The organism is Xanthomonas sp. CFBP 8151 (genome assembly GCF_011761885.1).
In the GTDB taxonomy this organism is placed as follows: domain Bacteria; phylum Pseudomonadota; class Gammaproteobacteria; order Xanthomonadales; family Xanthomonadaceae; genus Xanthomonas; species Xanthomonas arboricola_B.
The window spans coordinates 325,882-352,738 of sequence record NZ_JAASQZ010000003.1; the positions used below are offsets into that span (position 1 = coordinate 325,882).

Genomic DNA, 26,857 nt, shown 5'->3' on the forward strand with positions numbered 1-26,857 from the left:
GTGCCGCGTATGTCCATGTTGTCGAAAATGTCGAATTCCTGTGCCATTGCGTCGATTGCGTCCACCGCACGTGATGCTTCGGGTTTGCAGCCCACGCGCGCCCTGGTGCCCGCCGCGGTCGTGCTCGCGTTATGCGTGGTGAGTCAGCAGGCCGCTGCACAGACGGAGGACGCACCGGCGTTCGACCGTCCCGGTATTCCATTTGCCGCCGAAGTGCTGCAGCCCGGCGTGTTTGCCTGGGAGCAGGGCCTGCCGGATGCGAGTACCGATCGCAGCGACGGGCAGCGAGTCACGCAGTACACCGCCGATACGGTGCTGCGCCTGGGTCTGTTCCAGAACGTGGAGCTGCAGGTCGGGAGCGACAGCTACAACTGGCAGCACGGTGGTGGTGAACATGTGCGTGGCGGAGGCGATAGCCATATCGGCTTGAAAGTGGCATTGCCGTCGCAGTCGGACAACTTTCATTGGGCTGCGCTCGGCAGCTACAGCGTGCCGACCGGCAGCCCCGCCTTCAGTGATGGCTATGCGCGCGAACTCGGCGTGACCGCGTCCTGGGATCTGGCCCAACAGCGTGCACTGGCGCTGTACGTCAACTACGCGCGCGACAGCGACGGGCATACCTGGACCTTCTCGCCCAATTACACGTTCTTTTCCGGCGAGCATTTCAGCAGCTACGTGGAAGCAGGCTTCGACACCGGCAGCGAGCACTCGCGCGTGGCCGGTGCCGGCGGTGCCTGGCAGTTGCCGTATGCGATGCAACTGGATATCTCGGTGCTGCGCGGGCTGACCTCGGAGAGCCCGGACTGGCAGGGCGGGATCGGCCTGTCGATCGCGTTTCAATGATGGGGATGGAAGGGCAGTAGTTGAACGCAGTTGCTGCGCATGCTGCACTGCCGCATGCATTGGGCGCGCGGACAAGGCCTAATTGGATCGATCCAATCGACGCCTGACGCATGCGCACTTTTTTCATTGCTAGGTCGGCAACGTGACGCGTGCCAAGCCGCCGCCCTCCGCTCCAGAGGACGGCGACGCGCGCCGCAGCGGACGTGGCGCGGTGACCTTGCGCGATATCGCCGCCGCCATCGGCGTGTCGCGCGCGACCGTGTCGTTGGTGCTGCGCGGCAGCCCGCTGGTGCATGCGGCCACGCGCGCGCGCGTGGAAGCCGAACTGGATCGGCAGCATTACGTCTACAACCGTGCTGCGGCCAATCTGCGCCGCCGTACGTCATCCAGCGTCGCGCTGGTCATCAACGATCTGTCCAACCCGTTCTTTGCCGAATTCGCTGCAGGCGTGGACGAGGCGCTGGGCGCGGCCGGTTATGTGACCCTGCTCGGCAGCACCGGCGAATCGACGCAGCGCCAGCAGGCAGTACTGACCTCGCTGATGGAGCACACGCCTGCCGGCATCATCCTGTCGCCGGCCGAAGGCAGCCAGGCGCAGGCACTGACCCAGGTGCTGGGGCGTCAACACAACGTGGTGTTGTTCAACCGCGAGGTGGAAGGCGCGGGCTGGGATCTGCTGGCGCTGGACAACGAGCAGGGCGCGTTGCTTGCCTGCGCGCACCTGATCGCGCAGGGCCATCGGCGCATCGTGTTCTTCGGTGGCCACGCCCAGTCCAGTTCCTGCCGGCAACGCCGCGCCGGTTACGCGCGCGCGATGGCCGATGCCGGTCTGGCCGTGCACTACGTCGAATCCGCACCGAACCGGCAGGATGCTGCACTGTGCGCCGGTCGCATGTTGGATAGCGCCGAGCACGATCGCGCAACTGCGGCGGTCTGCTACAACGACAGTGTCGCATTGGGCCTGATGGCGGCGCTGGCGATGCATGGCATCGTGCCGGGGCGCGACTTCGCGGTGACCGGCTTCGACGATATCGCCGAAGCCGCGCTGTTTACGCCCGCGCTGACCACCCTGGCCGCAGATCCGCGTGCGCGCGGCCGCCAGGCTGCGCAACTGGTGTTGCAGCGTATCGGCAGTCCTGCCCTTGCATCGCAACGCCTGACCGCCGCAGTCGAATTGAAGATCCGCGCCAGTAGCGCCAGCGCGTCAAGCTCCGTCGTTCCGCTTCACTCCCCCAGCGATTCCCCCACCAAGGCCTCAGGCCGCTGACCAGGCAACTCCTATGGTTTCCCTTTCCACGCAATCCACTGCGCCAAGCGGCAACAAGGCGCCCGTCAACAACCGCGTAGCGTTGTCGGTCGTCACCACCATCTTCTTCATGTGGGGCTTTCTTACCTGCCTCAACGACATCCTGATTCCGCATCTGAAGGCGGTGTTCGAACTCAACTTCGCGCAGGCGATGCTGGTGCAGTTCACCTTCTTCGGCGCCTATTTCCTGATGTCGCTGCCGGCCGGTTGGCTGGTGGCCAGGCTTGGCTACAAGCAAGGCATCGTGGCCGGGCTGGCGGTTGCCGCGATCGGTGCGTTGGGCTTCTGGCCCGCGGCAGAACTGCGCGTCTATGGCGCATTTCTCGGCGCGCTGTTCGTGCTGGCCACCGGCATCACCATCCTGCAGGTGGCCGCCAACCCGTATGTCGCGCTGCTGGGCCCGGAGCGCAGTGCGTCCAGCCGCTTGACCCTGGCGCAAGCGCTCAATTCGCTGGGCACGGCGATCGCGCCGCTGTTCGGTGGCTGGCTGATCCTGTCCAACACCGTGATGAGCGGCGACCAGCTCAAGGTGCTGCCGGACGCCGAGCAACTGGCCTATCGCGTGCAGGAAGCGCAAGCCGTGCAGGGGCCGTACATCGGTCTTGGCATCGTGCTGTTTCTGCTGGCGATCTTCGTATTCCTGTTCCGTCTGCCGGCTCTGACCGATGCGAGCGCGCAGAAGGATGACAGCGGGCATTCGCTGCTGGATGCGCTGGCGCATCCGCATGTGCGCTTCGGTGTCTTGGCGATCTTCTTCTATGTCGGTGCGGAAGTGGCGATCGGCAGCCTGATGGTCAATTATTTCTCGTTGCCGCAGATCGGCGGGTTCACCGAGCGCCAGGCGACCCACTACGTGTCGGCGTACTGGACGCTGGCGATGATCGGCCGCTTCATCGGTTCGGCCTTGCTGGCCAAGTTGTCGCCGCGCGTGCTGCTGTCGGTGTTCGCCGGGATCAATGCACTGCTGCTGGGTCTGACCATGGCCAGCGGCGGCATGCTGGCGGTGTATGCGCTGGTGGCGATCGGCCTGTTCAATTCGATCATGTTCCCGACCATCTTTACGCTGGGCATCGAGCGGCTCGGTCCGCTGACCGGCCGCGCCTCGAGCCTGTTGATCATGGCCATTGTCGGCGGCGCCATCGTGCCGTATCTGCAGGGTCTGCTGGCCGACAGCATCGGTCTGCACGCGTCCTTCGTGCTGCCGCTGGTGTGCTACCTGTACATCGTGTTCTACGGCATCTGGGGCTCGCGTCTGCGCGGCGCACTGGCGGAGGCGCACGCATGAGTGCTGCCAAGGACCGGGTGGTCTGTTTCGGCGAGGCCCTGATCGACATGCTGGCACTGCCGCAGGCCGGTCCGGATGAGGCACGCACGTTTGCGCAATACGCCGGCGGTGCGCCGGCCAATGTCGCGGTCGCGGTGGCGCGCCTGGGTGGCGCGGCGCATTTCGTCGGCATGCTGGGGCGCGACATGTTCGGCGATTTTTTGCTGCAGAGCCTGCAGCAGGCCGGCGTCGCCACCGATGGCATCGTGCGCACCGATCAGGCCAAGACCGCGCTGGCCTTCGTGGCGCTGGATGAAGCCGGCGAGCGCAGTTTCAGTTTCTATCGTCCGCCTGCGGCGGATCTGCTGTTCCGGCCGGAGCATTTCGCCGCGGACGGCTTCACGCAGGCCGCCGTGCTGCATGTGTGTTCCAACAGCATGACCGAGCCTGCGATCGCGCAATGCACGCTGGACGGCATGCGCCGCGCACGCGCCGATGGCGCCATCGTCAGCCTGGATCTCAACCTGCGCCCGATGCTGTGGCCGCAGGATGTGGACCCGGCTGCGCTGCTGTGGGAGGCGTTGGCGCTGGCCGATGTGGTCAAGCTCTCGCGCGAAGAACTCGATTACCTGGCCGGCACGCTCGATGGCGACGCCAGCGCGGTCACCCGCAAGCTCTGGCAGGGCCAGGCCAGCTGGTTGCTGGTTACTGACGGTGGCGGGCCGGTGCACTGGCAGACACGCACCGATTCGGGCCAGGTGCCGGCCTTCCGCGTGCAGGTGCGCGACAGTACGGCAGCGGGCGATGCGTTCGTCGGTGGCTTGCTGTTTCAGCTGGCGACGCGTGCGTCCACGCTGGAGCAGCTGTCCGGCGATGCTGCCGCGATCACCGAGGTGATCCGTTTTGCCGCGGCGGTCGGCGCGCTGGCGGTAACGCGCAAGGGCGCGTTTGCGGCCATGCCGAGCGTCGATGAAGTCCATTCCCTGATCCAGGAACAATCATGAGCCGTTTGCCTGCGAGCCCCGCACCCGATTTCCGTTCGGCCGATGTACTGCGTCAGCATATCGCCGACACCATGGCGTTCTACCACCCGCGCGCGATCGACCCGGCGGGCGGGTTTTTCCAGTATTTCCGCGACGATGGTTCGATCTACGATGCCGGGCATCGGCATCTGGTCAGCAGCACGCGCTTTGTCTTCAACTACGCGATGGCGTATCGCGAATTCGGCGATGCGCAGTACCTGCAGGCGGTGCGTCACGGCCTGGACTATCTGCGCAACGTGCATCGCAATCCGGCCACCGGCGGCTACGCATGGACCTTGCGCGACGGCGTGGTCGAGGACGACATGAATCACTGCTACGGCGTGGCCTTCGTGCTGCTGGCGTACTCGTGCGGCCTGAAGGCGGGCATCGAGGAGGCGCGCGCATGGATGGACGAGACCTGGCAGCTGCTGGAAAAACATTTCTGGGAGCCGGAATTCGGCCTGTACCGCGACGAAGCCGATGCGCAGTTCAACTTCACCAGCTACCGCGGCCAGAACGCCAACATGCACATGTGCGAGGCGATGATCGCCGCCTACGAAGCCAGTGGCGAACAACGCTACCTGGACCGTGCGCTGTCGCTGGCCGACACCATGACCCGGCGTCAGGCGGCCAAGGCCGACGGCCTGGTGTGGGAACACTACGATCTGCAATGGAACATCGACTGGGACTACAACCGCGACGATCCCAAGCACCTGTTCCGCCCCTGGGGTTTCCAACCGGGCCATCAGACCGAATGGGCCAAGCTGCTGATGCTGCTGGATCGCTACGCACCGACCGACTGGCTGTTGCCGACCGCGCAACACCTGTTCGATGTGGCAGTGGAGCGCTCCTGGGATGCGCAGCGTGGCGGGCTGTATTACGGCTTCGACCCGGACGGCAAGGTCTGCGACGACGACAAGTACTTCTGGGTGCAGGCAGAATCGCTGGCGGCGGCCGCATTGCTGGCGCAGCGCAGCGGCGAGCAGCGCTATTGGCAGTGGTACGACCAGCTCTGGGAATATTCCTGGAAGCACATGGTCGACCACCGCTACGGTGCGTGGTACCGCATTCTGGACGCGGACAACCGCAAGTACAGCGATGAAAAAAGCCCCGCCGGCAAGACCGATTACCACACCATGGGCGCGTGCTACGAAGTCTTGAACGTGTTGCGGCCGGCTGCTTGATGCTGGTGTGATCAAGGGCACCGCCGTGCAATGCGTCGGCGCCGCGTAGGAGCGCACCCGGGCGCGATGAGGCTTTACCGGCAAAGCCTCATCGCGCCCGGGTGCGCTCCTACGACGTCTGCAGTCTGCAGCTGTTCTTACTCCGGGTCGTAATCCAGATTCGATGCCAGCCAACGTTCGGCCAATGCCAAGGTGATGCCCTTGCGCTTGGCGTAGTCGGCCACCTGTTCCTTGCCCAGGCGCCCGACCACGAAGTACTGGCTCTTGGGATGGCTGAAGTAGTAGCCGGAGACCGCTGCGGTGGGCAGCATCGCGAAACTTTCGGTCAGCGTCATCGTGGTATGACGCTCGGCATCGAGCAGGTCGAACAAGGTGCGCTTTTCGCTGTGCTCGGGGCAGGCGGGATAACCCGGTGCCGGGCGAATGCCGCGATAGCGCTCGGCGATCAGCGCTTCGTTGTCCAGCGTCTCATCTTCCACATAACCCCAGAATTCGGTACGCACGCGTTGATGCAGGCGTTCGGCCAGCGCCTCGGCCAGACGGTCGGCCAGGGCCTTGAGCAGGATGGAGTTGTAGTCGTCGTGCGCGGCTTCGAACCGTGCCACATGGGGGTCGATACCGATACCGGCGGTCACCGCAAACGCACCGATCCAGTCCTGCTTGCCGCTGCTCTTGGGCGCGATGAAATCTGCCAGGCAGAAGTCGGGGCGGTCGATGGGTTTGTCGACTTGTTGGCGTAAAAAGTGCAGGGAATGGGGAATGGAGAATCGGGAATGGTCGGGCGCCGATGCGCCGCCTTGCGATTCCCGATTCCCGATTCCCGATTCCGCAGGCTCGGTCAGCACGACAACATCATCGCCTACCGCATTGGCCGGCCACAGCCCGAACACCGCCTTCGCGGTGAGCCATTTTTCGGCGACGATGGTGCGCAGCATCTTGCGTGCATCGCGGTACAACTCGCTGGCCTGGGTGCCGACCACCTCGTCGCTGAGGATCGCCGGAAACTTGCCGGCCAGTTCCCAGGCCTGGAAGAACGGGGTCCAGTCGATCAGCTCGATCAACTCCTGCAGCGGATAGTCGTTCAACACATGCAGGCCCGGCTGGCGCGGGGCGGGCGGCGTGTAGGTGTCCCAGTCGCCATCGAAACGCTGGGCGCGTGCCTTTTCCAGCGACACCAGGCGTTTGGCGTCGCCGCGGTTGCGATGGCGCGCGCGGATCTCTGCGTAGTCGGCATCGTTGGCGGCGACGAAGGCCTGGCGCAGGTCGCGCGAGATCAGCGATTGCGCAACGCCCACCGCACGCGAGGCGTCCTTCACCCACACGGTGGGGGCGGTGTAATGCGGGTCGATCTTCAATGCAGTGTGCGCGCGCGAGGTGGTGGCGCCACCGATCAACAGCGGAATCTCGAAGCCTTGCCGCTGCATCTCGCGTGCAACGTGCGACATCTCTTCCAGCGACGGCGTGATCAGGCCGGACAAGCCGATCAGGTCCGCATTCTCTGCGCGTGCACGGTCCAGGATCACCTGCGCCGACACCATCACGCCCAGGTCCACCACATCGAAGTTGTTGCATGCCAGCACCACGCCGACGATGTTCTTGCCGATGTCGTGCACGTCGCCCTTGACGGTGGCCATGATGATCTTGCCGTTGGACTTGCCGACATCGCCGGTCCGCAGCTTTTCCGCTTCGATAAAGGGCAGCAGATACGCCACCGCCTTCTTCATCACACGCGCGGACTTGACCACCTGCGGCAGGAACATCTTGCCGGCGCCGAACAGGTCGCCGACCACGTTCATGCCGTCCATCAGCGGGCCTTCGATCACATCCAGCGGACGGGTGGATTGCTGGCGCGCTTCCTCGGTGTCGGTTTCAACGAATGCGTCGATGCCGTGCACCAGTGCATGCGCCAGCCGCGCACGCACCGGCTTCTCGCGCCAGGCCAGGTCCTCGACTTTCGCCGCGCCCTTGCTGCCTTTGTAGCGTTCGGCGATTTCCAGCAGCCGCTCGGTGCCGTCGCGGCGCCGATTGAGGATCACATCCTCCACGCGTTCGCGTAGTTCCGGGTCCAGCTCGTCGTAGATCGGCATGCCGCCGGCGTTGACGATGCCCATGTCCATGCCAGCCTTGATCGCATGGAACAGGAACACCGAGTGGATCGCCTGGCGCACCATCTCGTTGCCGCGGAACGAGAACGACACGTTGGAGACGCCGCCGGAAATATGGCAATGCGGCAGCGTGCGTTTGATCTGGCGGGTGGCTTCGATGAAGTCCACCGCGTAGTTGTCGTGCTCCTCGATACCGGTGGCCACGGCAAAGATGTTTGGGTCGAAGATGATGTCTTCCGGCGGAAATCCTACCTGTTCGGTCAACACCTTGTAGGCGCGCGTGCAGATCTCGACCTTGCGCGCGCAGGTATCGGCCTGGCCGACTTCATCGAACGCCATCACCACCGCGGCAGCGCCATAGCGCAGCACCTTGCGCGCGTGTTCGATGAACAGTGCCTCGCCTTCCTTGAGCGAGATCGAATTGACCACGCTCTTGCCTTGCAGGCACTTCAGGCCGGCTTCGATCACGCTCCACTTGGACGAATCCACCATCACCGGAATGCGCGCGATATCCGGCTCGGACATGATCAGGTTGAGAAAGCGCGTCATCGCCTTTTCCGAATCGATCAGGCCCTCGTCCATGTTGACGTCGAGGATCTGCGCACCGTTGGCGACCTGCTGGCGCGCCACTTCCACCGCTTCTTCGTAGCGCTCCTCCTTGATCAGCTTGCGGAACTGCGCGCTGCCGGTGACGTTGGTGCGCTCGCCCACGTTGACGAACAACAGGTCAGGGGTGATGACCAGCGGTTCCAGTCCGGACAGGCGGGTGTGGCGGGGAGTGCTCATGCGATGCTCTGGAGAAGGGCGGCCGCGTTGCTAGTCCGGCTGGATACAGGCAATTGCCGCGGCGGCAGGTCGGCGACCGCTTCGGCGATTGCGCGGATGTGATCCGGCGAGGTGCCGCAGCAGCCGCCGACCAGATTGAGCAGGCCGGCCTGCGCGAATTCGCGCAGGGTTTGGGCCATTTCTTCCGGCGTTTCGTCGTACTCGCCGAAGGCATTCGGCAGGCCGGCATTGGGATGCGCGCTGACATAGGCGTCGGCAATCTGCGCCAGCGTTTCCACATGCGGGCGCAAGTCCTTGGCACCGAGCGCGCAGTTCAGGCCCACCGACAGCGGCCGCCCGTGTGCGACCGAGGCATAGAACGCTTCCGCCGTCTGGCCGGACAAGGTGCGTCCGGACGCATCGGTGATGGTGCCGGAGATCATCACCGGCAGGCGCCCGCCGCGCGCTTCGAACACTTCCTCGATCGCATACAGCGCAGCCTTGGCGTTGAGCGTGTCGAAGATGGTTTCCACCATCAACGTGTCGGCGCCGCCATCGATCAAACCGTCGATGGCCTCGCGATAGGTGTCGCGCAAGGCGTCGAAGCTGGTGTTGCGGTAGCCGGGGTCGTTGACGTCCGGGCTGATCGAGGCGGTGCGGCTGGTGGGGCCGAGCACGCCGATCACGAAGCGCGGTTTATGCGGGGTCAGCGCCTCCACTTCGTCGCAGCAGGCGCGCGCGACCTGCGCGCCGGCCTTGTTCAATTCGTAGACCAGATGTTCCAGGTGATAGTCGGCCTGGCTCACCGAGGTGGCGTTGAAGGTATTGGTTTCCAGCAGGTCGGCACCGGCGTCCAGATAGGCGCGATGGATGCCGGCGATGATTTCCGGGCGCGACAGCAACAGCAGATCGTTGTTGCCTTTCAGGTCGTGGCCCTCCGGCGCATGTGCGTGATCGCAGCCTGGGCCATGCACGTGTACCTGCGCGCTGTCGTAGCCGTCGGCAAAGCGGGTGCCGCGATAGTCGGGCTCCTGCAGATCGTGGCGCTGGATCATGGTGCCCATCGCACCGTCGATGATGAGGATGCGTTCGGCGAGCGCGGCAGTGAGCCGGGCGGCGCGCTCGGGATGCAGCCAGGGCAGCGCAAACGGGACTGGGGATTGGGGATTGGGGATTACCGCGGGCGTCATGATGCGATTCTCCGTGAGGCAGTGGCGCTGCTTTCACCGTTTCCCGATTCCCGATTCCCAGTTCCCGGCTTCGCCGCAATCAACGAAATCACCTCGAAATGCGGCGGGCGCTTCTCCCGCGTCACCGTTTCCAGGCTGGACACGTCCAGGCCGGCTTTCTCGGCGAACCTGCGCAATTCCTTGGCAGCAAACCCGAGATTGACGTGGCCATAGGCGTGCACCGCGGCGCGGTGTTCGTGCTTGGCCAGGCTGCATAGCAGCAGGCGGCCGCCGGGGCGCAGCACGCGCGCGGATTCGGCCACTGCCTGCGCCGGCTTGGCTGCGTAGGTGAGCGCATGCATCAGCACCACCAGGTCGAAACTGGCATCGGGAAACGGCAGCGCATGCATGTCGCCCTCGCGCACTTCCACATTGCGCAGCTTGCGCAAGCGCTCGCTGGCGGCGGCGACCACGCGCGCGCTGGTGTCGATGCAGATGTAGCGGGTGGCATGCGGCGCCACCAGCTCGGCCAGCACGCCGTCGCCGGAGGCGATGTCGAGCACGTCGCCGGTTTCCAGCAAGGGCAGGGCGGTGCGCGCCAGCGCTTCCCAGGTGCGCCCCGGGGAGTAGTGCCGCTCCATGTCGCCGGCCACCGAATCGGCCCAGTTCTGGTCGGCCGCGCGGTTGGCCAGCACCGCGGCCACGCGCTCGGCGTCCTGGCGCAGCAGCGGATCGTCGCTGCCGGTGCTCAGTGCCAGCCACAGGGCGCGCTGCGCCGGGTCCAGCGACACCTCATCGAAACGGTAGTAAGCCGACACGCCGGCGCGGCGGTCGCGCACCAGCCCGGCTTCCTTGAGCTTGGCCAGGTGCGTGGACACGCGCGGCTGGGCCAGGCGGGTGATCGCCGACAGCTCGGCCACGGTGAGTTCTTCCTGCTCCAGCAAGGTCAGCAGGCGGACGCGGGTGGCGTCGGCAAATACCTTCAGGCGCGCCGACCAGTCTTCCAGATCCATGAATATCTCTATATCGCGATATGGAGATATTTTCGGCCGGGCAGGGAGTGGGGTCAACTACATACGCATGCGAATGGTTGGGGCTACAATGGACACTCAGCCTAGGCCTGGAGGGGTGCGACGTGGATTTCAGCTTTACCGAAGAACAATTGATGATCCAGGATGTGGCGCGCCGCATCGCCCAGGAAAAGATCGCCCCCAGCGCGGAGCAGTTCGATCGCAGCGGCGAGTTCCCGCTGGAGAACATCCGCCTGCTCGGCGAAAACGGCCTGATGGGCATCGAGGTGCCGGCCGAGTACGGCGGCGCCGGCATGGACCCGATCAGCTATGCGCTGGCAATGATCGAGATCGCCGCGGCCGACGGCGCGCATTCCACCATCGTGTCGGTCAACAACTCGCTGTTCTGCACCGGCATCCTGAAGAACGGCAGCGAGGCACAAAAACAGCTGTACGTGCGCGCGATCGCCGAGGGCGCGCGGATCGGCGCGTTCGCACTGACCGAGCCGCAGTCCGGCTCGGATGCCTCGGCGATGCGTTGCCGCGCGGTCAAGCAGGCCGATGGCAGCTTCGTGATCAACGGCAAGAAGAGCTGGATCACCTCCGGCCCGGTTGCCAAGTACATCGTGTTGTTTGCGGTGACCGAGCCGGACAAGGGCTCGCGCGGTATCACCGCCTTCATGGTCGACGCCGATCGCGCCGGCTTCCATCGCGGCAAGACCGAGCCCAAGCTCGGCATCCGCGCTTCGGCCACCTGCGAGATCGAGTTTGCCGATTACATTGCCCAGCCCGAGGAAGTGCTGGGCGTGGAAGGCGAAGGCTTCAAGACCGCGATGAGCGTGCTCGACGCCGGGCGCATCGGCATCGCTTCGCAAGCGGTCGGCATCGCGCGTGCGGCGTACGAAGCGACCTTGGCCTACGTCAAGGAGCGCAAGGCTTTCGGCGCGGCCATCGGCACGTTCCAGATGACCCAGGCCAAGATCGCCGACATGAAGTGCAAGCTGGATGCAGCGCTGCTGCTGACGCTGCGCGCGGCCTGGTTGAAGGGGCAGGGGCAGAAGTTCGGCACCGAGGCGGCCGTGGCCAAGCTCACCGCCTCGGAAGCGGCGATGTGGATCACCCATCAGGCGGTGCAGATCCATGGCGGCATGGGCTATTCCAAGGAAATGCCACTGGAGCGCTACTTCCGCGACGCCAAGATCACCGAGATCTACGAAGGCACCTCGGAAATCCAGCGCCTGGTGATCGCGCGCGGCGAAACCGGCCTGCGCTGAGCAGCTGATCCGGCAGCGCCGCCGCCATCGGCTCGATCGGCCCAAGATGCGCAGCGGTCGATCCGGCAGCTCGGTGCGGTGATTGCTTCGCATTGCATAGGAGCGTGCCTGCGCGCGATGAAGCTTATCGATAGCGCTTCATCACGCGCAGGCGCGCGCTCACGCAAGCGTGCGCGACCTGGCATCAGAGATGCGCCGTGTCAGTGGCCTGGCGTCGGCACCTGGCAAACACTTCGCAGTGTTACATCGCAGCTGGCGGCGTCCGCGCTTGTCGTGTGCAGCGCACGCGGATCACAATCGCTGCTTCTCCAGCCTCTGGTGCGCGCATGCCCCGGTCTTCGCACGCGGTAGTTCCTCGCTTCTCGTTGTCTGCCATTGCGCCCATGCTGGTGTGTTGGGGGCTGTTGCTGGTCTGCGCTGCGGCAGGTGCGCAAACGCCGCCGCCCTCGATCGTGCCCACCGACCGCCTGCAGGAAGCCTGGTGGTCGCAGCGGCATGCGCAGGTGCTGGAGCAGGTGAAGCAGCACGCCGACACGCCGCTGTTGTTGATCGGCGATTCGATCACCCAGAACTACGAAAAAGCCAAGGCGCCGGACGAGGATTTCCAGCCGACCTGGCAGACCTTCTACGGCAGCCGTGGCGCGCTCAACCTGGGCTTCAGCGGCGACGGCACCGAACACGTGCTGTGGCGGCTGGCCAATGGCGAGGTCGATGGCCTGCAGCCCAAGGTCGCGCTTGTGTTGATCGGCACCAACAACACCGGCCATCTCGGCCAGACCGCGGAGCAGGCCCAGCTCGGTATCGATGCGGTGGTGGCGGCGATCGAACAGAAATTGCCGCGCACGCAGATCTTGCTGCTGGGCGTGCTGCCCAGCGACCTCTCCGGCGAGAAGTCGCGCCGCGATGCGCAGATCAACCAGGGCCTGGCGGTGCGCTATGGCGACAATCCACGCGTGACCTATCTGGATGTGGGGTCGATTTTCCAGCGCGACGGCAAGCTGCGCACCGAGCTGTTTTACGACACCCGCTTCCGTCCGCCGGCCGCTGCCCTGCATCCGGACACGCAAGGCCAGCGCATGCTGGCCGAGGCGATCGAGCCGACCCTGGCGCGCCTGCTCGGCGAGCCACCGGTCAAGCCGGTTGCGGCGCTGGGCCGCGATTTTGCGACCTCGCTGATTCCGGTCGACCGGCTGGAGCAGGATTCCTACGACTGGTATGCGCGTCACCATGCGGCGCTGGCCGCAGCGCGCGCGCTCAAGCCCGAGGTGGTGATGATCGGCGATTCGATCACGCACTTCTGGGCCGGCCCACCGCAGGCAACGCGCGTCAGCGGACCCGAATCCTGGAGCTGGTTGTACGGCAGCCGCCCGGTGCTGAATCTGGGCTTCGGCTGGGACCGCACCCAGAATGTGCTGTGGCGGATCCGCCAGGGCGAGCTCGACGGCCTGGATCCGCGCTGGGTGGTACTGCATATCGGCACCAACAACCTCACCGGCACCGCGCAATCGCGCGCGGCTACGCCGGCCGAGACCGCGCAGGGCGTGGAGGCGGTGGTGAGCGAGGTGCGTCGCCGTTTGCCCAGCAGTCAGCTGATCCTGATGGCGATCATGCCGCGTGGCCGCCATGCCGGGGATGCGCAGCGCGCGCCCATTGCCGAGACCAATCGGCTGCTGGCCGCGCGTTATGGCAAGGATCGGTCCGTGCGCCTGGTCGACATCGGCCCCCGGATGCTGCAGCCGGACGGGACCTTGCCCGAGGCGCTGATGCCCGACGGCACCCATCCCAGTGAGGCCGGGTATGCGATCTGGGCGACGGCGCTGCGCGAGGCGGGCATCACGGCAACGCCATAACCAGCCTGCGTTGCGGAGTCAGGGCTGCGGCATCGAAGAGGGCGCTGCTGCCGCGCAGCAGGCTATCCGGTTGCACAGTTGCCGCGTCATGGGGTGAGCGGAATGAAAGCTTTGGCCGCCGATCAATAGCGGGCTGCCATCGGCCGGCAACGCAGGCGCACGGCCACCGTCAGAACTTTCCGGACCCCAGAAACCAGAAGACCCCCGATCGCTCGGAGGTCTTTTTAAACTGGTGCCCAGAAGAGGACTCGAACCTCCACGAAGTTGCCCCCGCTAGCACCTGAAGCTAGTGCGTCTACCAATTCCGCCACCTGGGCAGGTGAGCCGCGAATTTTGCAGACTCCCGGCGGGCTTGTCAATGCCTGGCGAGCGGCGATGATGGCCGGCCGGGCGAGGCTTGCTGCCCATGGCGCGGCCGCAAGGGGTACCATGTAAGCAATGACGAAGAAAAACACCCCAGATTCCGATCGGCCCAGTCGCCGCAAGTCCACCAGCCCGGGCGAGTCCACCACCGCCGAAAAACAGAAGTTGCCGGGCTGGATGCCGGACTTCCTGGTCCGCGCCGCCGCCGGTGCGTCGACCAAGTCCGCCAGCAAACGCGCTGCCGACAAGGCCGCCAACGCCTCGCCCGAGCCGCCGTTAGCGCCCGTACTGCCCACGCCGCCGCCACGCGCCCCGCATCCGCGCAAGAGTGGCCCGCCGGCGCCGCCGCCGGAACGCTTCCAGCAGGCGCCAACCGAAGCGCCCGCGCCGGCGGCGGAGTTCAAGGATCCGCATGCCGATCGCGAAGCACTGCGCTACGCCGAACCGATCGCCAGCCGCGAGGCCATCCTGCAGCTGCTCGACGCCTGCGATGGCCCGCAGACCGCCGAGGAAATCGCCGAACAACTCAATCTCAGCGACCGCATCGACGCGCTGGGTAAGCGCCTGGCGGCGATGGTGCGCGAAGCGCAGTTGGTGCAGAACCGTCGCGGCGGCTATGCACCGGTGCAGCAGACCAGCTTGATCGCCGGGGTGGTGATCGCCAATCCGGAAGGCTTCGGCTTCCTCAAGCCCGACGAAGGTGGCGACGACCTGTTCCTGCCGCCTTACGAGATGCGTAAGGTCATGCACGGCGATCGGGCACTGGCCAACGTCACCGGCATCGACCGCCGCGGCCGTCGCGAAGGTGCGATCGCGCGGGTGCTCGAGCGCCGCATGTCGCGCATGCTCGGGCGCTTCTTCTACGAGCATGGCGTGGCCTATGTCGACCCGGACGACAAGCGCGTGCAACGCAACGTGCAGATCGCACCGGATGGCATCGGCGAGGCACGCGAAGGGCAGTTGGTGGTGTGCGAGCTGATCGCGCCACCGGACGCGCGGCGCCCGGCGATCGGCAAGATCATCGCGGTGCTGGGCGACAAGCTGACGCCGTCGCTGGTAGTGGAAATGGCGATCCACGGCCATGAGCTGCCGCACGAATTCCCGCAGGAAGTGCTGGACCAAGCCGCGGCGGTGCCGTTGGTGGTCGAGCCGCAGATGATCGGCGGGCGCGTGGATCTGCGGCAGATGCCGCTGGTCACCATCGACGGCGAAGACGCCAAGGATTTCGACGACGCGGTGTATTGCGAATCCAATGCCGACGGCTTCCGTCTGGTGGTGGCGATCGCCGACGTGTCCAACTATGTGCGTCCCGGCACCCCGCTGGACGACGAGGCGCAAAAGCGCGCCACCTCGGTGTATTTCCCGGGTTTCGTCGTGCCGATGCTGCCCGAAACGTTGTCCAATGGCATCTGTTCGCTGATGCCCAAGGTCGACCGCATGTGTTTCGTCTGCGACATGCAGGTGGGTCGCGATGGCGAAGTCACCGGTTCGCGCTTCTATGAGGCGGTGATGAACTCGCATGCGCGCCTGACCTATAACCAGGTCTGGAAAGCGGTCGGCGAAGACGACGCGGACACCAAGGCCTTCATCGGCCCGCTGCTGCCGCAGGTGCAGCGCCTGCATCAGCTGTACAACGTGCTGTCGAAGGCGCGCACGCAGCGTGGCGCGATCGAGTTCGAAACCTCCGAAGTACGCTTCGTGCTCGACAACACCGGAGAAGTCACTCAGGCCGGCATGCTGGTGCGCAACGATGCGCACAAGCTGATCGAAGAATGCATGATCGCCGCCAACGTCGAGGCCGCGCGTTATCTGCTGAGCATGCATGTGCCGGCGCCGTACCGCGTGCATGAGCGGCCGCCGGAGAGCAAGTACGAAGACCTGCTGGAGTTCCTCAAGGAGTTCCAGCTGAGTCTGCCGGCGTGGAGCAAGGTGCGCCCTGGCGACTACACCAAGTTGCTGAAAAAGGTGCGCGCGCGGCCCGATGCGGCGCTGCTGGAATCGGTGCTGCTGCGCAGCCAGAGCCTGGCGGTGTACTCGCCTGACAACAACGGTCACTTCGGTCTGGCGCTGGAGGCGTATGCGCACTTCACCTCGCCGATCCGTCGTTACCCGGATCTGCTGGTGCACCGCGCAATCAAGCACGCGTTGACCGGCGCCAGCCCGGAAAAATACATCTACACCTCGCGCCAAATGGCGGCCTTGTCGCTGCAGTGCTCCGAGCGTGGTCGGCGTGCCGACGAGGCCGAACGTGAAGTCGACGAGCGGTATCGCGCCGCGTGGATGGAAAAGCATGTCGGCGGCCAGTTCGACGGCGTGATCAGTGGCGTCACCGGATTCGGCCTGTTCGTGGAATTGAACGAGTCCAAGGTCAATGGCCTGGTGCATGTCACCCAGTTGCCGCAGGACTATTACCAGTTCGATCCGATCCGCAAGACGCTCAGTGGCGAGCGCCGCGGCCGTGCATTCCGCCTGGGCGATCCGGTGCGGGTGCTGGTGCTCAAGGCCAGCATGGAAGAGCGCAAGATCGACTTCCGCTTGGCAGAGGATCGCGGCGATTCGCCCGAACCGCCGCCGCCGCGCGCTCAGCCGGCCAAGCGCAAGAAAAAACAATACTGAGCGCGTTTGCAATACCGCGCGCTGCCGTCTGACGGCGGCGCGCGTTGCGCACGAAGTCAACGAGGCGCCTGCGTTTTCGCAGCGGCTGCGCCGTCACGCGGTCCAGGTTGCGGCCGTGACGTGGCAGGCCGCAGGCCCTACCATTCCCTCTTTACCTCTTCCTATCCCGCGCAATGAGCAAGCAGAATCAGTGGATCGTCGGCGTCAACGCCGTCGCCTCGTCCGTCGAGAACGACGCCGACAACGTGCGTGAGGTATTGATCGAGGCCGGTAGCAAGAACCCGCGCCTGATCGAAATCGAAGAGCAGGCCCGCCGCAAGGGCATCGACGTGCGCCGGGTCAACACCCAGGCACTCGATGGCGTTGGTGGGCAGGTGCGCCACCAGGGTGTGGTCGCGCGCTATGCCGCAGCGCGGCTGTGGGCCGAAAACGAGCTCGAGGCGTTGGTGACCGCAGCCGAGGGACGGGCGTTGCTGCTGGTCCTCGACGGCGTACAGGACCCGCACAATCTCGGTGCGTGCCTGCGCAGCGCGGCGGCGGCCGGCGTCACTGCGGTAATCATTCCCAAGGACAAATCGGCCACGGTCAATGCGACCGTGCGCAAGACTTCGGCCGGTGCGGCCGACCGTATTCCGGTGGTAGCGGTGACCAATCTGGCGCGTTGCCTGCGCGATCTGCAGAAGCAGGGCGTGTGGCTCTACGGCCTTGCCGGCGAAGCCGAGGCGTCGTTGTATGGCGTGGACCTGCGCGGCAATGTCGGGCTTGTACTCGGTGGCGAAGCCGACGGCCTGCGTCGACTGACCCGTGAGCACTGCGATGGCCTGGTCAAGATTCCGATGCCGGGCGATATCGAGAGCCTCAACGTGTCGGTAGCGGCCGGTGTGACCTTGTTCGAAGCGGTACGCCAGCGCCTGGGCGCCTAAGCGGCAATCGACGCTGCTGCGCGCATCGCCAGGCAGGCGCGGACGGCATCGCAATCGGCATAAGCCATTCGTACGCAGCGGCTTCTCCGCCTCGTGCGTACCTAGCTGGCGACTGCTCACTACATCGAAAGACCCCGACGTGGTGCGGGCTGGCCACGCAGCGCGGGGTGGGGAGTGGGTGAACGGCAAGCGGCGTCCCTGGCCGTCGACGGCCCGCCTGCACGAAGAGCGCGCCGATCACGCGCTGTATCAGGCCAGGAATGCGAGGCGCGATCGCGCTTGTATCGGCTAGGCGCTGGGAATGGGGATTTGGATTGGCAAAGGCAGTGAGGGGGCGCTTCAGAACCTACTGACTGGCTATCCCATTATCTGCGGCGCAGGGTGGCTCAGGACAAGCAACGCGTCAGGCAACTGGCCCTTGCGAATCGCCAATGCCCAATCCCCGCTCAAACAGGCCCCGGCCAGGCATTGGCGATCGTGCAGAACAGCCGCGCGGTCTGCTCGGTGTCGTAGACCGCGCTATGCGCATCGGCGGCGTTCCATTCCAGGCCCGCGGCTTGTGCCGCGCGCGCCAGCACGGTCTGCCCATACGCCACACCGGCCAGGGTCACGGTGTCGAACACGCTGAACGGATGGAACGGATTGCGCTTGTGGCCCACGCGCGCAACGGCAGCATTGAGAAAATTCAGATCGAAGTGCGCATTGTGACCGACCAGGATCGCGCGCTGGCAGCCGTACTTTTTCACTGCCGCACGCACCGGTGCGAACACGTGGTCCAGCGCGTCCTTTTCCTGCTTGGCAAAGCGGAATGGGTGGTCAAGCACGATGCCGGTGATCTCCAGCGACTTCGGGTCGATCTCCAGTCCCGGCGCCGGTACCAGATGGGCGCTGGCGGTGTCGCCGGGGAAGAACCGTCCGTCGGCATCCATTTCGATCGGCACGCAGGCAATTTCCAGCAAGGCGTGCTTGTTCCAGTCGAACCCTCCCGTTTCCACATCCACCACCACGGGTAGATAGCCGCGGAAGCGCCGCGACATGGGCAGGAAGGAGGGGGCAGGCTGCAGGTCGACCGGTTCGTTCATCGGCATAGCCTAGCAGGTCGCACGGCTGGCTCGATCGTGGCAGCTGGCGGCTTGCCACGTCTACTGAGCGGCGATCCGGCAACCAAAAGCCCGACCCGTGTCGCCACGGATCGGGCTCAGGAACTCTGCTAAACCGCCGGCGTCAGCGGGCAGCCACCACGCTTGCGATCAGCCCGGTGGCCACCGCAATCAACACGTAGTTGTTGTCCACGCGGCGCCACTCGTGCCCGCGCTGCGGCGTGTTCAAGTGATGCTTGCGGTAGTCGGCCACCCGCGTGCCGCGATGGTCCGGTGCCAGACGCTCGCCACGCCGGTAAGGCGGGCCTCGACGATCGTTGCGGTGATCGTCGTTGTGCGCGCTGCGGCGGTCGTCGCGCCGGTCGTCGTGTCTGTCGTTGCGGTGATCGTCGCGACGCTCCGGACCACGGTCGTCGTCGTGCTGCGCGCTGCGGTCGCGATCATCATGCTGTTGCGGCGCAGCGAACGCTGCACCGGACGTCAGCAGCGACACAACCATGAGGGATCCGATGATACGTTTCATCTGCCTACTCCTGCGTCACAGGAACAGCCTGTGAAAGATCACCGTAGGCATTTGGAGCTGAATACGTAATGAAATAAGGCGCTGCGCTTGTGCCGGCGGATGTCGCCGGCATCCGCTGCAATCAGATGACGCCGGTCGTGCTGGTGTCGTCGCGTTTCAGACGCGGCGGCAGCGGCTGCTCGCCGTGGACCAGAAACCACACATTCTCGGCGATGTTGGTGGCATGGTCGCCGATGCGCTCCAGATTCTTGGCCATGAACAGCAGATGCGTGCACGGGGTGATATTGCGCGGGTCTTCCATCATGTAGGTCAGCAACTCGCGAAACAGCGCGGTGTATTGCGCATCCAGGCGTGCATCTTCGTCGCGTACGCGGATGGCCGCATCGGCATCCTTGTTGCGGTACGCCTGCACCGCTTCGCGCACGGCATCGGCGGCCATCTGGCCGAGCGCACGCAGGCCCACCGTTTGCGGCAGCGGCGGTGCGGAATTGAGCGCGATCGAGCGCTTGGCGACATTGGCCGCGTAATCGCCGATGCGTTCGATATCGGCCGGAATGCGCAGGCCGGCCAGGATCTCGCGCAGGTCGCGCGCCATCGGGCCACGCAATGCCAGGCGCATCACGTCGTGGCTGATCGCATGCTCCAGCGCGTCAATCGCTTCGTCGTTGACCACGATGCGATGTGCGGCGTTGTCGTCACGACGCTCCACCACATCCAGTGCGGCTTCCAGCTGCGCCACCGCCGTGTCGCCCATGCGCACGATTTCGGCGACAAGACGGTGCTGCTCCTCGTCGTAGCTTTTGACGATGTGGTCGTTGAGGTGCTGGTTCATCGTAATCTCGATTCGTGGCGGTGGTGGATGTCTGCCGCTGCCTGGCAACATCGCATGCAGCGTGGATACCGGTCAGGGCAGGGTGTGGCGGGGTCGTTTGACTGCAGCGCTGCGGCGGCCCGCCTTGCATCAACCGAAACGACCGGTGATGTAGTCCTCGGTCTGCTGCTTGGACGGCTGGGAAAAAATCGTTTCGGTGCGGTCGTGTTCAATCAGGTCGCCCAGATACATGAAGGCGGTGTAGTCGGACACGCGCGCGGCCTGCTGCATGTTGTGGGTCACGATGACGATGGTGTATTCGCGCTTGAGCTCTTCCACCAGTTGCTCGATACGGCTGGTGGAAATCGGATCCAGCGCCGAGGTCGGCTCGTCCAGCAGCAACACGTCCGGGCGTAGCGCCACTGCGCGTGCAATGCACAGCCGCTGCTGCTGGCCGCCGGACAGGCCCAGCGCGCTTTGCCCCAGCTTGTCCTTGACCTCGTCCCACAGCGCGCCCTGGCGCAGCGCCTGCTCGACACGGTTCTGCATGTCGGCCTTGGACAGTTTTTCGTGGTGGCGGATGCCGTAGGCGACGTTTTCGAAGATCGTCATCGGAAACGGCACCGGCTTCTGGAACACCATGCCGACCTTGCTGCGCAGCCGGTTCATCGGGTACTTCGGCGACAGGATGTTTTCGTTGTCCAGCAACACTTCGCCGCGCGCTTCCATCTTCGGATACAGCGCATAGATGCGGTTGAAGATGCGCAGCAGGGTCGACTTGCCGCAACCCGACGGCCCGATCAGCGCGGTGACGCGCTTTTCCGGAATCTCGATGTTGATGCCCTTGAGCGCGTGGTATTTGTCGTAATAGAAGTCCAGATTGCGTGCGGCCACCTTCACCGGCGCCTGCGCGGTCGGTGCCCCCTTGGCGGCCGGAACGGCGATGCGATGCATCGGCATGGCGTTTTGGAGATCGTTCATGTCGGGTGTCCGGAGGGAGAGGTCAGTCATTGGAAATCTTGTTGCGCAATAGCAGGGCGCGCGCGCCCAGGCTCACCAGCAGCACGAACACGGTCAGCACCAGCGCGCCGGACCAGGCCAGGGTCTGCCAGGTGTCGTACGGGCTGCCGGCGAACTGATTCATGATCACCGGCACGCTGGCCATTGGCTGGAACACGTTGCTGTTCCAGTACTGATTGCCGAAGGCGGTGAACAGCAACGGCGCAGTCTCGCCGCTGATGCGGGCCAGCGCCAGCAGGATGCCGGTGAGGATGCCGGCCGAGGCGGCGCGATACAGCACCTGCACGGTGACCTTCCACTGCGGGATGCCGAGCGACAACGCCGCTTCGCGCATCTGCGCCGGCACCAGGCGCAGCATCTCGTCGGTAGTGCGCACCACGACCGGCAGCACGATGAAGGCCAGCGACAGCGCGCCGGCAAACGCGGAGAAGCGCCCGCCGGTCTGCATCACGTACAGCGTGTAGACGAACAACCCCAGCACGATCGACGGTGCCGACAACAAGATGTCGTTGACGAAGCGCACTACCACCCCGGCCTTGCGTGCATTGCCGTATTCGGCCAGCCAGGTGCCGGCGGCAATGCCCAGTGGCGTGCCGATCGCCAGCGCCAGGCCGCACATCACCGCACTGCCGAAGAAGGCATTGAGCAGGCCGCCTTCCTGCATCGGCGGCGGTGTCATCTTGGTAAACAGGTTGATGTCGATGCCCGGCACGCCCTTGGACAACAAGGTCCACAGGATCCAGGCCAGGAAGAACAGACCGAACAGCGCGGTAACGCACGAGAGCAGCAGTGCGATCGCGTTGGTCACGCGGCGGCGGTTGTACAGCGATTGCGAGACCGAGGACATCAGTTGCCCTCCCGACGCGACAGCTGCATCAGCATGAAGCGCGCAATCGCCAGCACGATGAAGGTCACGATGAACAACACGAAGCCCAGCAGCAGCAATGCCGAGCGATAGGTTTCGGTGGCCTCGCCGAAGTCGTTGGCGATCAACGCGGCGATGGTGGTGCCGGGCTCCAGCAGCGACGGCGACAGCCGCACCGTGTTGCCGACCACGAACGCCACCGCCATGGTTTCGCCCAGCGCACGGCCCAGGCCCAGGAACACGCCGCCGATCACCGCGGAGCGGGTGTAGGGCAGCACGATGTCCCAGCTGACTTCCCATTTGGTGGACCCCAGCGCGTACGCCGATTCCTTCAGGCGCGTCGGCACGGTCAGGAATACTTCGCGCATCACCGAGGAGATGAACGGAATCACCATGATCGCCAGCACGAAGCCGGCGGTCAGCAACCCGATTCCCAACGGCGGGCCCTGGAACAACGGGCCGATCAGCGGCAGCGTGCCCAGGTGATCGTTGAGCCACGGCGTCACGTGCTCGGTCATCACCGGCACCAGCACGAACAGGCCCCACATGCCGTAGATGATCGACGGGATGCCGGCCAGCAGTTCGATGGCGGTGCCGACCGGGCCGCGCAACCAGCGCGGCGCCACCTCGGTGAGGAAGAACGCGATACCGAAACTCACCGGCACCGCGATCACCATCGCAATCAATGCGGTGACCAGGGTGCCGTAGATCGGCGCCAGCGCGCCGTATTTGTTTTCCACCGGATTCCAGTCGGCGGAATAGAAAAAGCTCAGGCCCTGCATCTGCAAGGCATGGCGCCCGCCCCACAGCATCGACAGCGCGGCGCTGCCGAGCGCCAACAGGACGAAGACGACCGTGGCGGCCAGCGCAAGCTTGAACAGGCGATCGGCACGTGCATCGCGCAGGTCGCGGCCGCGCGGGGCGGTCATCGCTTCGGGAATGGCGGTGGCATTCATTGGATTGGACTCGTCACCCGCGCACTGGCGGGAGCGTGAGACAGCAGGAACGGCGAGGCGCCCGCAGGCACCTCACCGCAGCGCAGCCCGCCATGACAGCGGGTGCAGGGCATCACTTGAACTCGCTGGCCCAGTAGGCCTGGATCTGCTTGACCAGTTCCGGCGGCAGCGGCACGTAATGCAGTCCGCTGGCCTGGGCCTGGCCGTTGTCCAGCGCCCACTTGAAGAAGTCCAGCGTCGCCTTGCTGCGCGCCGCATCCTTGGGCTGCTTGTGCATCAGCATGAAGTTGGTCGCGGTGATCGGCCAGGCCTTCTCGCCTGGGGCGTTGGTGATCACCAGGTTGAAATCCTTGGCGTTGGCCCAGTCGGCGCTGGCGGCAGCGGCGGCGAAGCTTTCCGCATTCGGCTCCACCCACTGTCCGGCCGCATTCTGCAGCGAGGCGTACGGCATCTTGTTCTGCAGTGCGTAGGCCAGTTCGACATAACCGATCGAACCCTTGATCTGCTGCACGTAGGAGGCCACGCCTTCATTGCCCTTGCCGCCGACGCCACCCGGCCACTGCACCGAGGTGCCTTCGCCGACCTTGCTCTTCCACTCCGGGCTGACCTTGGACAGGTAGTTGGAGAAGTTGAAGGTGGTGCCCGAACCGTCGGAGCGATGCACCAGGTTGATCTTGGTCGCCGGCAGCGTCACGCCCGGATTGGCCGCGACGATCGCCGCGTCGTTCCACATCGTGACCTTGCCCAGGAAGATGTCGCCCAGCAGCGCGCCGGTCAGGCGCAGCTTGCCCGGTGCGATGCCTTCCAGGTTCACCACCGGCACCACGCCGCCGATCGCCGACGGGAACTGGCCCAGACCGGCCTGCTGCAGTTCGACGCTGTCCAGCGGCTTGTCCGTCGAGCCGAAATCCACCGTGCCGGCCTTGATCTGCGCGATGCCGCCGCCGGAGCCGATCGACTGATAGTTCACCTTGTTGCCGGTGGCGGCGTTGTAGTCGGCCGACCACTTGGAGACCAGCGGATAGATGAAGGACGCACCGGCACCGGAGATCTCCGCGCTCTTGCTGTCGCCGGCCGTGGCGCCTGCGCTGGGGGAATCCTTGGCGGTATCGCCGGACTGCGCATCCTTGCCGGGCGAGCAGGCGGCCAGGGCGAGGGCGATGGTGAGAGACAGGGCGGTCAGGCTGGCCGACTGCAGTTTCATGGAAGCTCCGAGGCTGGATTGGCCGGGGGATCCGGCAGACCACGCTATGAAATGATGTTTTTGTTACACGTGCATGACAGTGCCTTTTGGCGAAGGCATCACAAAAAAGACGCGACCCCTTGGGGGCCGCGTCCCGGTGCCGACGCCGGGGAGAGAGACGGCGTCGTTCCTGTCGCTGTGGCTGGCGTTACTTGGGCAGGTTCTTGGCCCAGTAGCCTTCAATCTGGGTCACCAGGTTGTCCGGCAGCGGCACGTAGTCCAGCTGCTTGGCCTGCGCATCGCCCTTGCTGTAGACCCAGCGGAAGAACTCCAGCGTGTTCTTGAGGCCGGCCGCGTTCTTGGGCTTCTTCTGCACCAGGATGAAGTTGGTGGCGGTGATCGGCCAGGCGTTGTCGCCGGAGGCATTGGTCATCACCAGGTAGAAGTCCTTGCTGTTGCCCCAGTCGGCGCTGTTGGCGGCGGCGGCGAAGGTCTCGTCGGACGGCTGCACGAACTTGCCGGCGGCGTTCTTCATCGCGGTGTAGGCCATCTTGTTCTGCAGCGCATACGACAGCTCGACGTAGCCGATGCCGCCCTTGATCTGCTTCACGTACGCGGCCACGCCCTCGTTGCCCTTGCCGCCAATGCCGGTCGGCCACTGCACCGCGGTGCCTTCGCCGACCTTGCCCTTCCAGTCCGGGTTGACCTTGGACAGGTAGTTGGTGAAGTTGAAGCTGGTGCCCGAACCGTCGGAGCGATGCACCACGGTGATCTTGCCGTCGGGCAGCTTCACGCCCGGGTTGAGCGCGGCGATCGCCGGGTCGTTCCAGGTGCTGACCTTGCCCAGGAAGATGTCGCCCAGGGTCTTGCCGTCCAGCTTCAGCGCGCCTGCCGCCACGCCGGGCACGTTGACCACCGGCACCACGCCGCCGATCACCGACGGAAATTGCGCCAGGCCGGCCGCGGCCAGTTCTTCCGGCTTGAGCGGCGCATCGGACGCGCCGAAATCCACGCTGGCTGCCTTGATCTGGGCAATGCCGCCGCCCGAACCGATCGATTGATAGTTGACCTGCTTCTTGGTGGCCGCGTTGTAGTCGGCCGACCACTTGGACATCACCGGGTAGATGAACGACGCACCCGCGCCGGTGACATCGGCGGCCTGGGCGCACAAGGCCAGCGAGGCGGTGAGCACGCCGACGGCCAGACGGGTCTTCAAAGAGTGGATCACGGAACAGCTCCTGTAGCGAAGGGATGAGGACGTCCCGCGGTCGTGCCATTGCAGGGCAGGGGCATGACCGCGCGGTGTCCGGGAGATGACATGCAGATGACGGCGTTGCGGTGACGCTTTTGCCGGGGCGGGCCAGGGTGGTCGCCGCCGTGGCGCGCTCACAGAAAACGCATCACAGCGGCCGGTTCCACCGCGCACTTACCAATAGAACTGCGCACGTGCCTCGATGATCGACGGGTTGTCGTCCACCAAGCCACGCGTGGCGCTGTTGTAACGGGTGCTTTCCACCTTGGCGTAGTCGAGTGCGAACTTGAAGTTGGAGCGCCAGTACCAGTTGGCACCGACCGTCCATACATCCATCTTGCCGCCCAGCACGCCGTCCACGAACGGCGTGGTGCCGTTGGAGACCAGATGTCCGTCGTTGAGGTCCAGGGTGTCGTAGCGCACCGCCAGCTGCCACATCCCCGAGGCCGGTGCGTTCGGCAGCGGGGTGGTCGGCACGCCGGCCTTGTAGCCCCAGGTCTCGCCGGTGATGTTCCAGACGCCGCTGACGTACCAGCCGTCACTCTTGTAATCGTGGGCGTTGCTGCCGATGCGCTTGGCGTTTTCCTGGAAGAATTCGCTCTGTAGCTTGAACGGGCCGGTGATCCACATCGCCTCGGCTCCGGCCACACCCACGCTGTCCACGTTGGTGATGGCGCCGCTGTCGATCAGGCGCACCGTGGTCAGGTCGGCGTCCGGGCGCGCGCGCAGGCGCAGGGTGTCGTCGTCGGTGTCGTAACCCAGGTAGCTCAGGCCGACGTGCAGCACGTTGCCGCTCTCGTTGATCGGCGCCCAGGTGCCGCGCGCGCCGTAGCCGCTGCCGTGTGCCTGGTTGCGGGTCAGTTCGCGGCCGAATGCACTGGCGGTGATGCTCCAGTTGTTGTCGCCCATGCCGTAGGCCACGCCCAGCCGGCGCGAGATGCCGTAGGTGTTGGTCACTGCTGCCTTGGAGACAAAGTCGTTGTTCTTGGTGCTGGACAGCTCTTCCAGGCTGTTGGGCTGCTTGAACTGGCCGACCTGCAGGTAGTTGTTGGCGTTGCCGGCGAACTTGTACTTGATGTTGTTGTCGAGGAAACGCCCGGTGCTGCGGATGGTGGTGCCGCGGATGGTGACTTCCTTCAGCACGCTGGGGTCGTAACCGGCCACCCATTCGAAATTGCCCGGGCCCTTGCCCTTGAGCACCAGCTCGGCACGCCGGATGCTGAACTCGGAATTGTCGCCGTTGGCACCGATCGGGCCATTGAGGTCTTGCACATCGTTGTGGAACCAGTTGCCATCGGCCTGGACCAGGCCTTCGAGCGACATCTCCGAACCACCGATCACGTCGATGGCGATTTCGGCGTGCGCAGCGGGTGCGGCCAGCGCCAGCAGCAGGGCGGAGCCAAGCAGGGTGGGAGAACGTTTCATGTGTGCCTTGCGACCTGAGAAAGTGAGC

Annotated in this window: 21 protein-coding genes and 1 tRNA gene; 9 read left to right on the plus strand and 13 right to left on the minus strand. The window is 65.1% G+C overall.

From position 1 onward, the window contains the following. Positions 1-9 precede the first annotated feature (9 nt). From FHT08_RS15605 to FHT08_RS15625, 5 genes are all read left to right on the plus strand, one after another. Complete coding sequence (locus FHT08_RS15605; protein WP_166775632.1) at positions 10-843, plus strand: transporter; 834 nt, start codon at positions 10-12, stop codon at positions 841-843. A 142-nt stretch (positions 844-985) separates the two neighbouring features. Further along, positions 986-2,110 (plus strand): LacI family DNA-binding transcriptional regulator, encoded by a 1,125-nt coding sequence (locus tag FHT08_RS15610; protein ID WP_166775634.1) that lies wholly within the window; start codon positions 986-988, stop codon positions 2,108-2,110. Positions 2,111-2,123: 13 nt separating this feature from the next. Beyond that, positions 2,124-3,434: an L-fucose:H+ symporter permease gene (fucP, locus tag FHT08_RS15615; RefSeq protein ID WP_166775636.1), complete on the plus strand. Its 1,311-nt coding sequence runs from the start codon at positions 2,124-2,126 to the stop codon at positions 3,432-3,434. Continuing rightward, positions 3,431-4,417 (plus strand): carbohydrate kinase, encoded by a 987-nt coding sequence (locus FHT08_RS15620; RefSeq protein WP_166775638.1) that lies wholly within the window; start codon positions 3,431-3,433, stop codon positions 4,415-4,417. The genes fucP and FHT08_RS15620 overlap by 4 nt, the downstream gene beginning before the upstream one ends. After that, entirely contained in the window at positions 4,414-5,619 is a 1,206-nt protein-coding gene (locus FHT08_RS15625; RefSeq protein WP_104538020.1) for an AGE family epimerase/isomerase, read from the plus strand. The genes FHT08_RS15620 and FHT08_RS15625 overlap by 4 nt, the downstream gene beginning before the upstream one ends. A 137-nt stretch (positions 5,620-5,756) precedes the next feature. Here the strand turns inward: FHT08_RS15625 and metH are convergent, their stop codons facing one another. The 3 genes from metH to FHT08_RS15640 are packed head-to-tail and all read right to left on the minus strand — an operon-like array spanning position 5,757 to position 10,671. After that, positions 5,757-8,510 (minus strand): methionine synthase, encoded by a 2,754-nt coding sequence (metH, locus tag FHT08_RS15630; RefSeq protein WP_104605448.1) that lies wholly within the window; start codon positions 8,508-8,510, stop codon positions 5,757-5,759. Continuing rightward, a complete protein-coding gene (locus FHT08_RS15635; protein WP_166775640.1) occupies positions 8,507-9,679 on the minus strand; it encodes a homocysteine S-methyltransferase family protein in 1,173 nt (390 codons plus the stop codon). Before FHT08_RS15635 ends, metH begins: the two co-directional genes overlap by 4 nt. Further along, positions 9,676-10,671 (minus strand): metalloregulator ArsR/SmtB family transcription factor, encoded by a 996-nt coding sequence (locus FHT08_RS15640; protein WP_166775642.1) that lies wholly within the window; start codon positions 10,669-10,671, stop codon positions 9,676-9,678. The genes FHT08_RS15635 and FHT08_RS15640 overlap by 4 nt, the downstream gene beginning before the upstream one ends. A gap of 152 nt (positions 10,672-10,823) precedes the next feature. Between FHT08_RS15640 and FHT08_RS15645 the strand changes: the two genes are divergently transcribed. Further along, positions 10,824-11,942 (plus strand): acyl-CoA dehydrogenase family protein, encoded by a 1,119-nt coding sequence (locus FHT08_RS15645; protein WP_243849071.1) that lies wholly within the window; start codon positions 10,824-10,826, stop codon positions 11,940-11,942. A gap of 326 nt (positions 11,943-12,268) precedes the next feature. Beyond that, entirely contained in the window at positions 12,269-13,792 is a 1,524-nt protein-coding gene (locus tag FHT08_RS15650) for a platelet-activating factor acetylhydrolase IB subunit (protein WP_166775646.1), read from the plus strand. A 230-nt stretch (positions 13,793-14,022) separates the two neighbouring features. Here the strand turns inward: FHT08_RS15650 and FHT08_RS15655 are convergent. Further along, positions 14,023-14,109, minus strand: a tRNA-Leu gene (locus tag FHT08_RS15655). Positions 14,110-14,230: 121 nt separating this feature from the next. Here FHT08_RS15655 and rnr point away from each other — a divergent pair. After that, positions 14,231-16,771 (plus strand): ribonuclease R, encoded by a 2,541-nt coding sequence (gene rnr, locus FHT08_RS15660; RefSeq protein WP_166775648.1) that lies wholly within the window; start codon positions 14,231-14,233, stop codon positions 16,769-16,771. Between the two features lie 173 nt (positions 16,772-16,944). Further along, positions 16,945-17,694, plus strand: coding sequence for a 23S rRNA (guanosine(2251)-2'-O)-methyltransferase RlmB (gene rlmB, locus FHT08_RS15665; RefSeq protein WP_166775649.1), 750 nt, complete (start codon positions 16,945-16,947; stop codon positions 17,692-17,694). A gap of 446 nt (positions 17,695-18,140) precedes the next feature. Here the strand turns inward: rlmB and rnt are convergent, their stop codons facing one another. The 9 genes from rnt to FHT08_RS15710 all read right to left on the minus strand — a co-directional run bounded on the left by rnt (position 18,141) and on the right by FHT08_RS15710 (position 26,829). After that, positions 18,141-18,782 (minus strand): ribonuclease T, encoded by a 642-nt coding sequence (gene rnt, locus FHT08_RS15670; protein ID WP_102584351.1) that lies wholly within the window; start codon positions 18,780-18,782, stop codon positions 18,141-18,143. Positions 18,783-18,918: 136 nt separating this feature from the next. After that, positions 18,919-19,317, minus strand: a complete 399-nt coding sequence (locus FHT08_RS15675) for an RcnB family protein (RefSeq protein ID WP_104538012.1) — start codon at positions 19,315-19,317, stop codon at positions 18,919-18,921. A gap of 121 nt (positions 19,318-19,438) precedes the next feature. Then, a complete protein-coding gene (gene phoU, locus FHT08_RS15680; RefSeq protein WP_005994733.1) occupies positions 19,439-20,149 on the minus strand; it encodes a phosphate signaling complex protein PhoU in 711 nt (236 codons plus the stop codon). Positions 20,150-20,278: 129 nt separating this feature from the next. Beyond that, positions 20,279-21,109, minus strand: a complete 831-nt coding sequence (gene pstB / locus FHT08_RS15685; RefSeq protein ID WP_104582775.1) for a phosphate ABC transporter ATP-binding protein PstB — start codon at positions 21,107-21,109, stop codon at positions 20,279-20,281. 22 nt (positions 21,110-21,131) lie between these two features. Continuing rightward, complete coding sequence (gene pstA, locus FHT08_RS15690) at positions 21,132-21,995, minus strand: phosphate ABC transporter permease PstA (protein WP_166775651.1); 864 nt, start codon at positions 21,993-21,995, stop codon at positions 21,132-21,134. After that, entirely contained in the window at positions 21,995-22,969 is a 975-nt protein-coding gene (gene pstC / locus FHT08_RS15695; RefSeq protein WP_006450306.1) for a phosphate ABC transporter permease subunit PstC, read from the minus strand. The genes pstA and pstC overlap by 1 nt, the downstream gene beginning before the upstream one ends. A gap of 112 nt (positions 22,970-23,081) precedes the next feature. Next, a complete protein-coding gene (pstS, locus tag FHT08_RS15700) occupies positions 23,082-24,173 on the minus strand; it encodes a phosphate ABC transporter substrate-binding protein PstS (RefSeq protein WP_166775654.1) in 1,092 nt (363 codons plus the stop codon). Positions 24,174-24,360: 187 nt separating this feature from the next. Then, positions 24,361-25,380, minus strand: a complete 1,020-nt coding sequence (gene pstS, locus FHT08_RS15705) for a phosphate ABC transporter substrate-binding protein PstS (RefSeq protein WP_166775656.1) — start codon at positions 25,378-25,380, stop codon at positions 24,361-24,363. A gap of 198 nt (positions 25,381-25,578) precedes the next feature. Next, positions 25,579-26,829 carry an OprO/OprP family phosphate-selective porin gene (locus FHT08_RS15710; protein ID WP_104605472.1) on the minus strand — a complete coding sequence of 417 codons (1,251 nt, stop codon included), beginning with the start codon at positions 26,827-26,829 and terminating at the stop codon, positions 25,579-25,581. Positions 26,830-26,857: the final 28 nt, after the last annotated feature.

Excerpts from the sequence above, each read along its gene's own strand:
- FHT08_RS15605 (WP_166775632.1), top strand. The coding sequence starts at position 10 with ATGTCCATGTTGTCGAAAATGTCGAATTCCTGTGCCATTGCGTCGATT.
- fucP (WP_166775636.1), top strand. The coding sequence starts at position 2,124 with ATGGTTTCCCTTTCCACGCAATCCACTGCGCCAAGCGGCAACAAGGCG.
- FHT08_RS15620 (WP_166775638.1), top strand. The coding sequence starts at position 3,431 with ATGAGTGCTGCCAAGGACCGGGTGGTCTGTTTCGGCGAGGCCCTGATC.
- FHT08_RS15625 (WP_104538020.1), top strand. The coding sequence starts at position 4,414 with ATGAGCCGTTTGCCTGCGAGCCCCGCACCCGATTTCCGTTCGGCCGAT.
- metH (WP_104605448.1), bottom strand. The coding sequence starts at position 8,510 with ATGAGCACTCCCCGCCACACCCGCCTGTCCGGACTGGAACCGCTGGTC.
- FHT08_RS15635 (WP_166775640.1), bottom strand. The coding sequence starts at position 9,679 with ATGACGCCCGCGGTAATCCCCAATCCCCAATCCCCAGTCCCGTTTGCG.
- FHT08_RS15640 (WP_166775642.1), bottom strand. The coding sequence starts at position 10,671 with ATGGATCTGGAAGACTGGTCGGCGCGCCTGAAGGTATTTGCCGACGCC.
- FHT08_RS15645 (WP_243849071.1), top strand. The coding sequence starts at position 10,824 with ATGATCCAGGATGTGGCGCGCCGCATCGCCCAGGAAAAGATCGCCCCC.
- FHT08_RS15650 (WP_166775646.1), top strand. The coding sequence starts at position 12,269 with ATGCCCCGGTCTTCGCACGCGGTAGTTCCTCGCTTCTCGTTGTCTGCC.
- rnr (WP_166775648.1), top strand. The coding sequence starts at position 14,231 with ATGACGAAGAAAAACACCCCAGATTCCGATCGGCCCAGTCGCCGCAAG.
- rlmB (WP_166775649.1), top strand. The coding sequence starts at position 16,945 with ATGAGCAAGCAGAATCAGTGGATCGTCGGCGTCAACGCCGTCGCCTCG.
- rnt (WP_102584351.1), bottom strand. The coding sequence starts at position 18,782 with ATGCCGATGAACGAACCGGTCGACCTGCAGCCTGCCCCCTCCTTCCTG.
- FHT08_RS15675 (WP_104538012.1), bottom strand. The coding sequence starts at position 19,317 with ATGAAACGTATCATCGGATCCCTCATGGTTGTGTCGCTGCTGACGTCC.
- phoU (WP_005994733.1), bottom strand. The coding sequence starts at position 20,149 with ATGAACCAGCACCTCAACGACCACATCGTCAAAAGCTACGACGAGGAG.
- pstB (WP_104582775.1), bottom strand. The coding sequence starts at position 21,109 with ATGAACGATCTCCAAAACGCCATGCCGATGCATCGCATCGCCGTTCCG.
- pstA (WP_166775651.1), bottom strand. The coding sequence starts at position 21,995 with ATGTCCTCGGTCTCGCAATCGCTGTACAACCGCCGCCGCGTGACCAAC.
- pstC (WP_006450306.1), bottom strand. The coding sequence starts at position 22,969 with ATGAATGCCACCGCCATTCCCGAAGCGATGACCGCCCCGCGCGGCCGC.
- pstS (WP_166775654.1), bottom strand. The coding sequence starts at position 24,173 with ATGAAACTGCAGTCGGCCAGCCTGACCGCCCTGTCTCTCACCATCGCC.
- FHT08_RS15710 (WP_104605472.1), bottom strand. The coding sequence starts at position 26,829 with ATGAAACGTTCTCCCACCCTGCTTGGCTCCGCCCTGCTGCTGGCGCTG.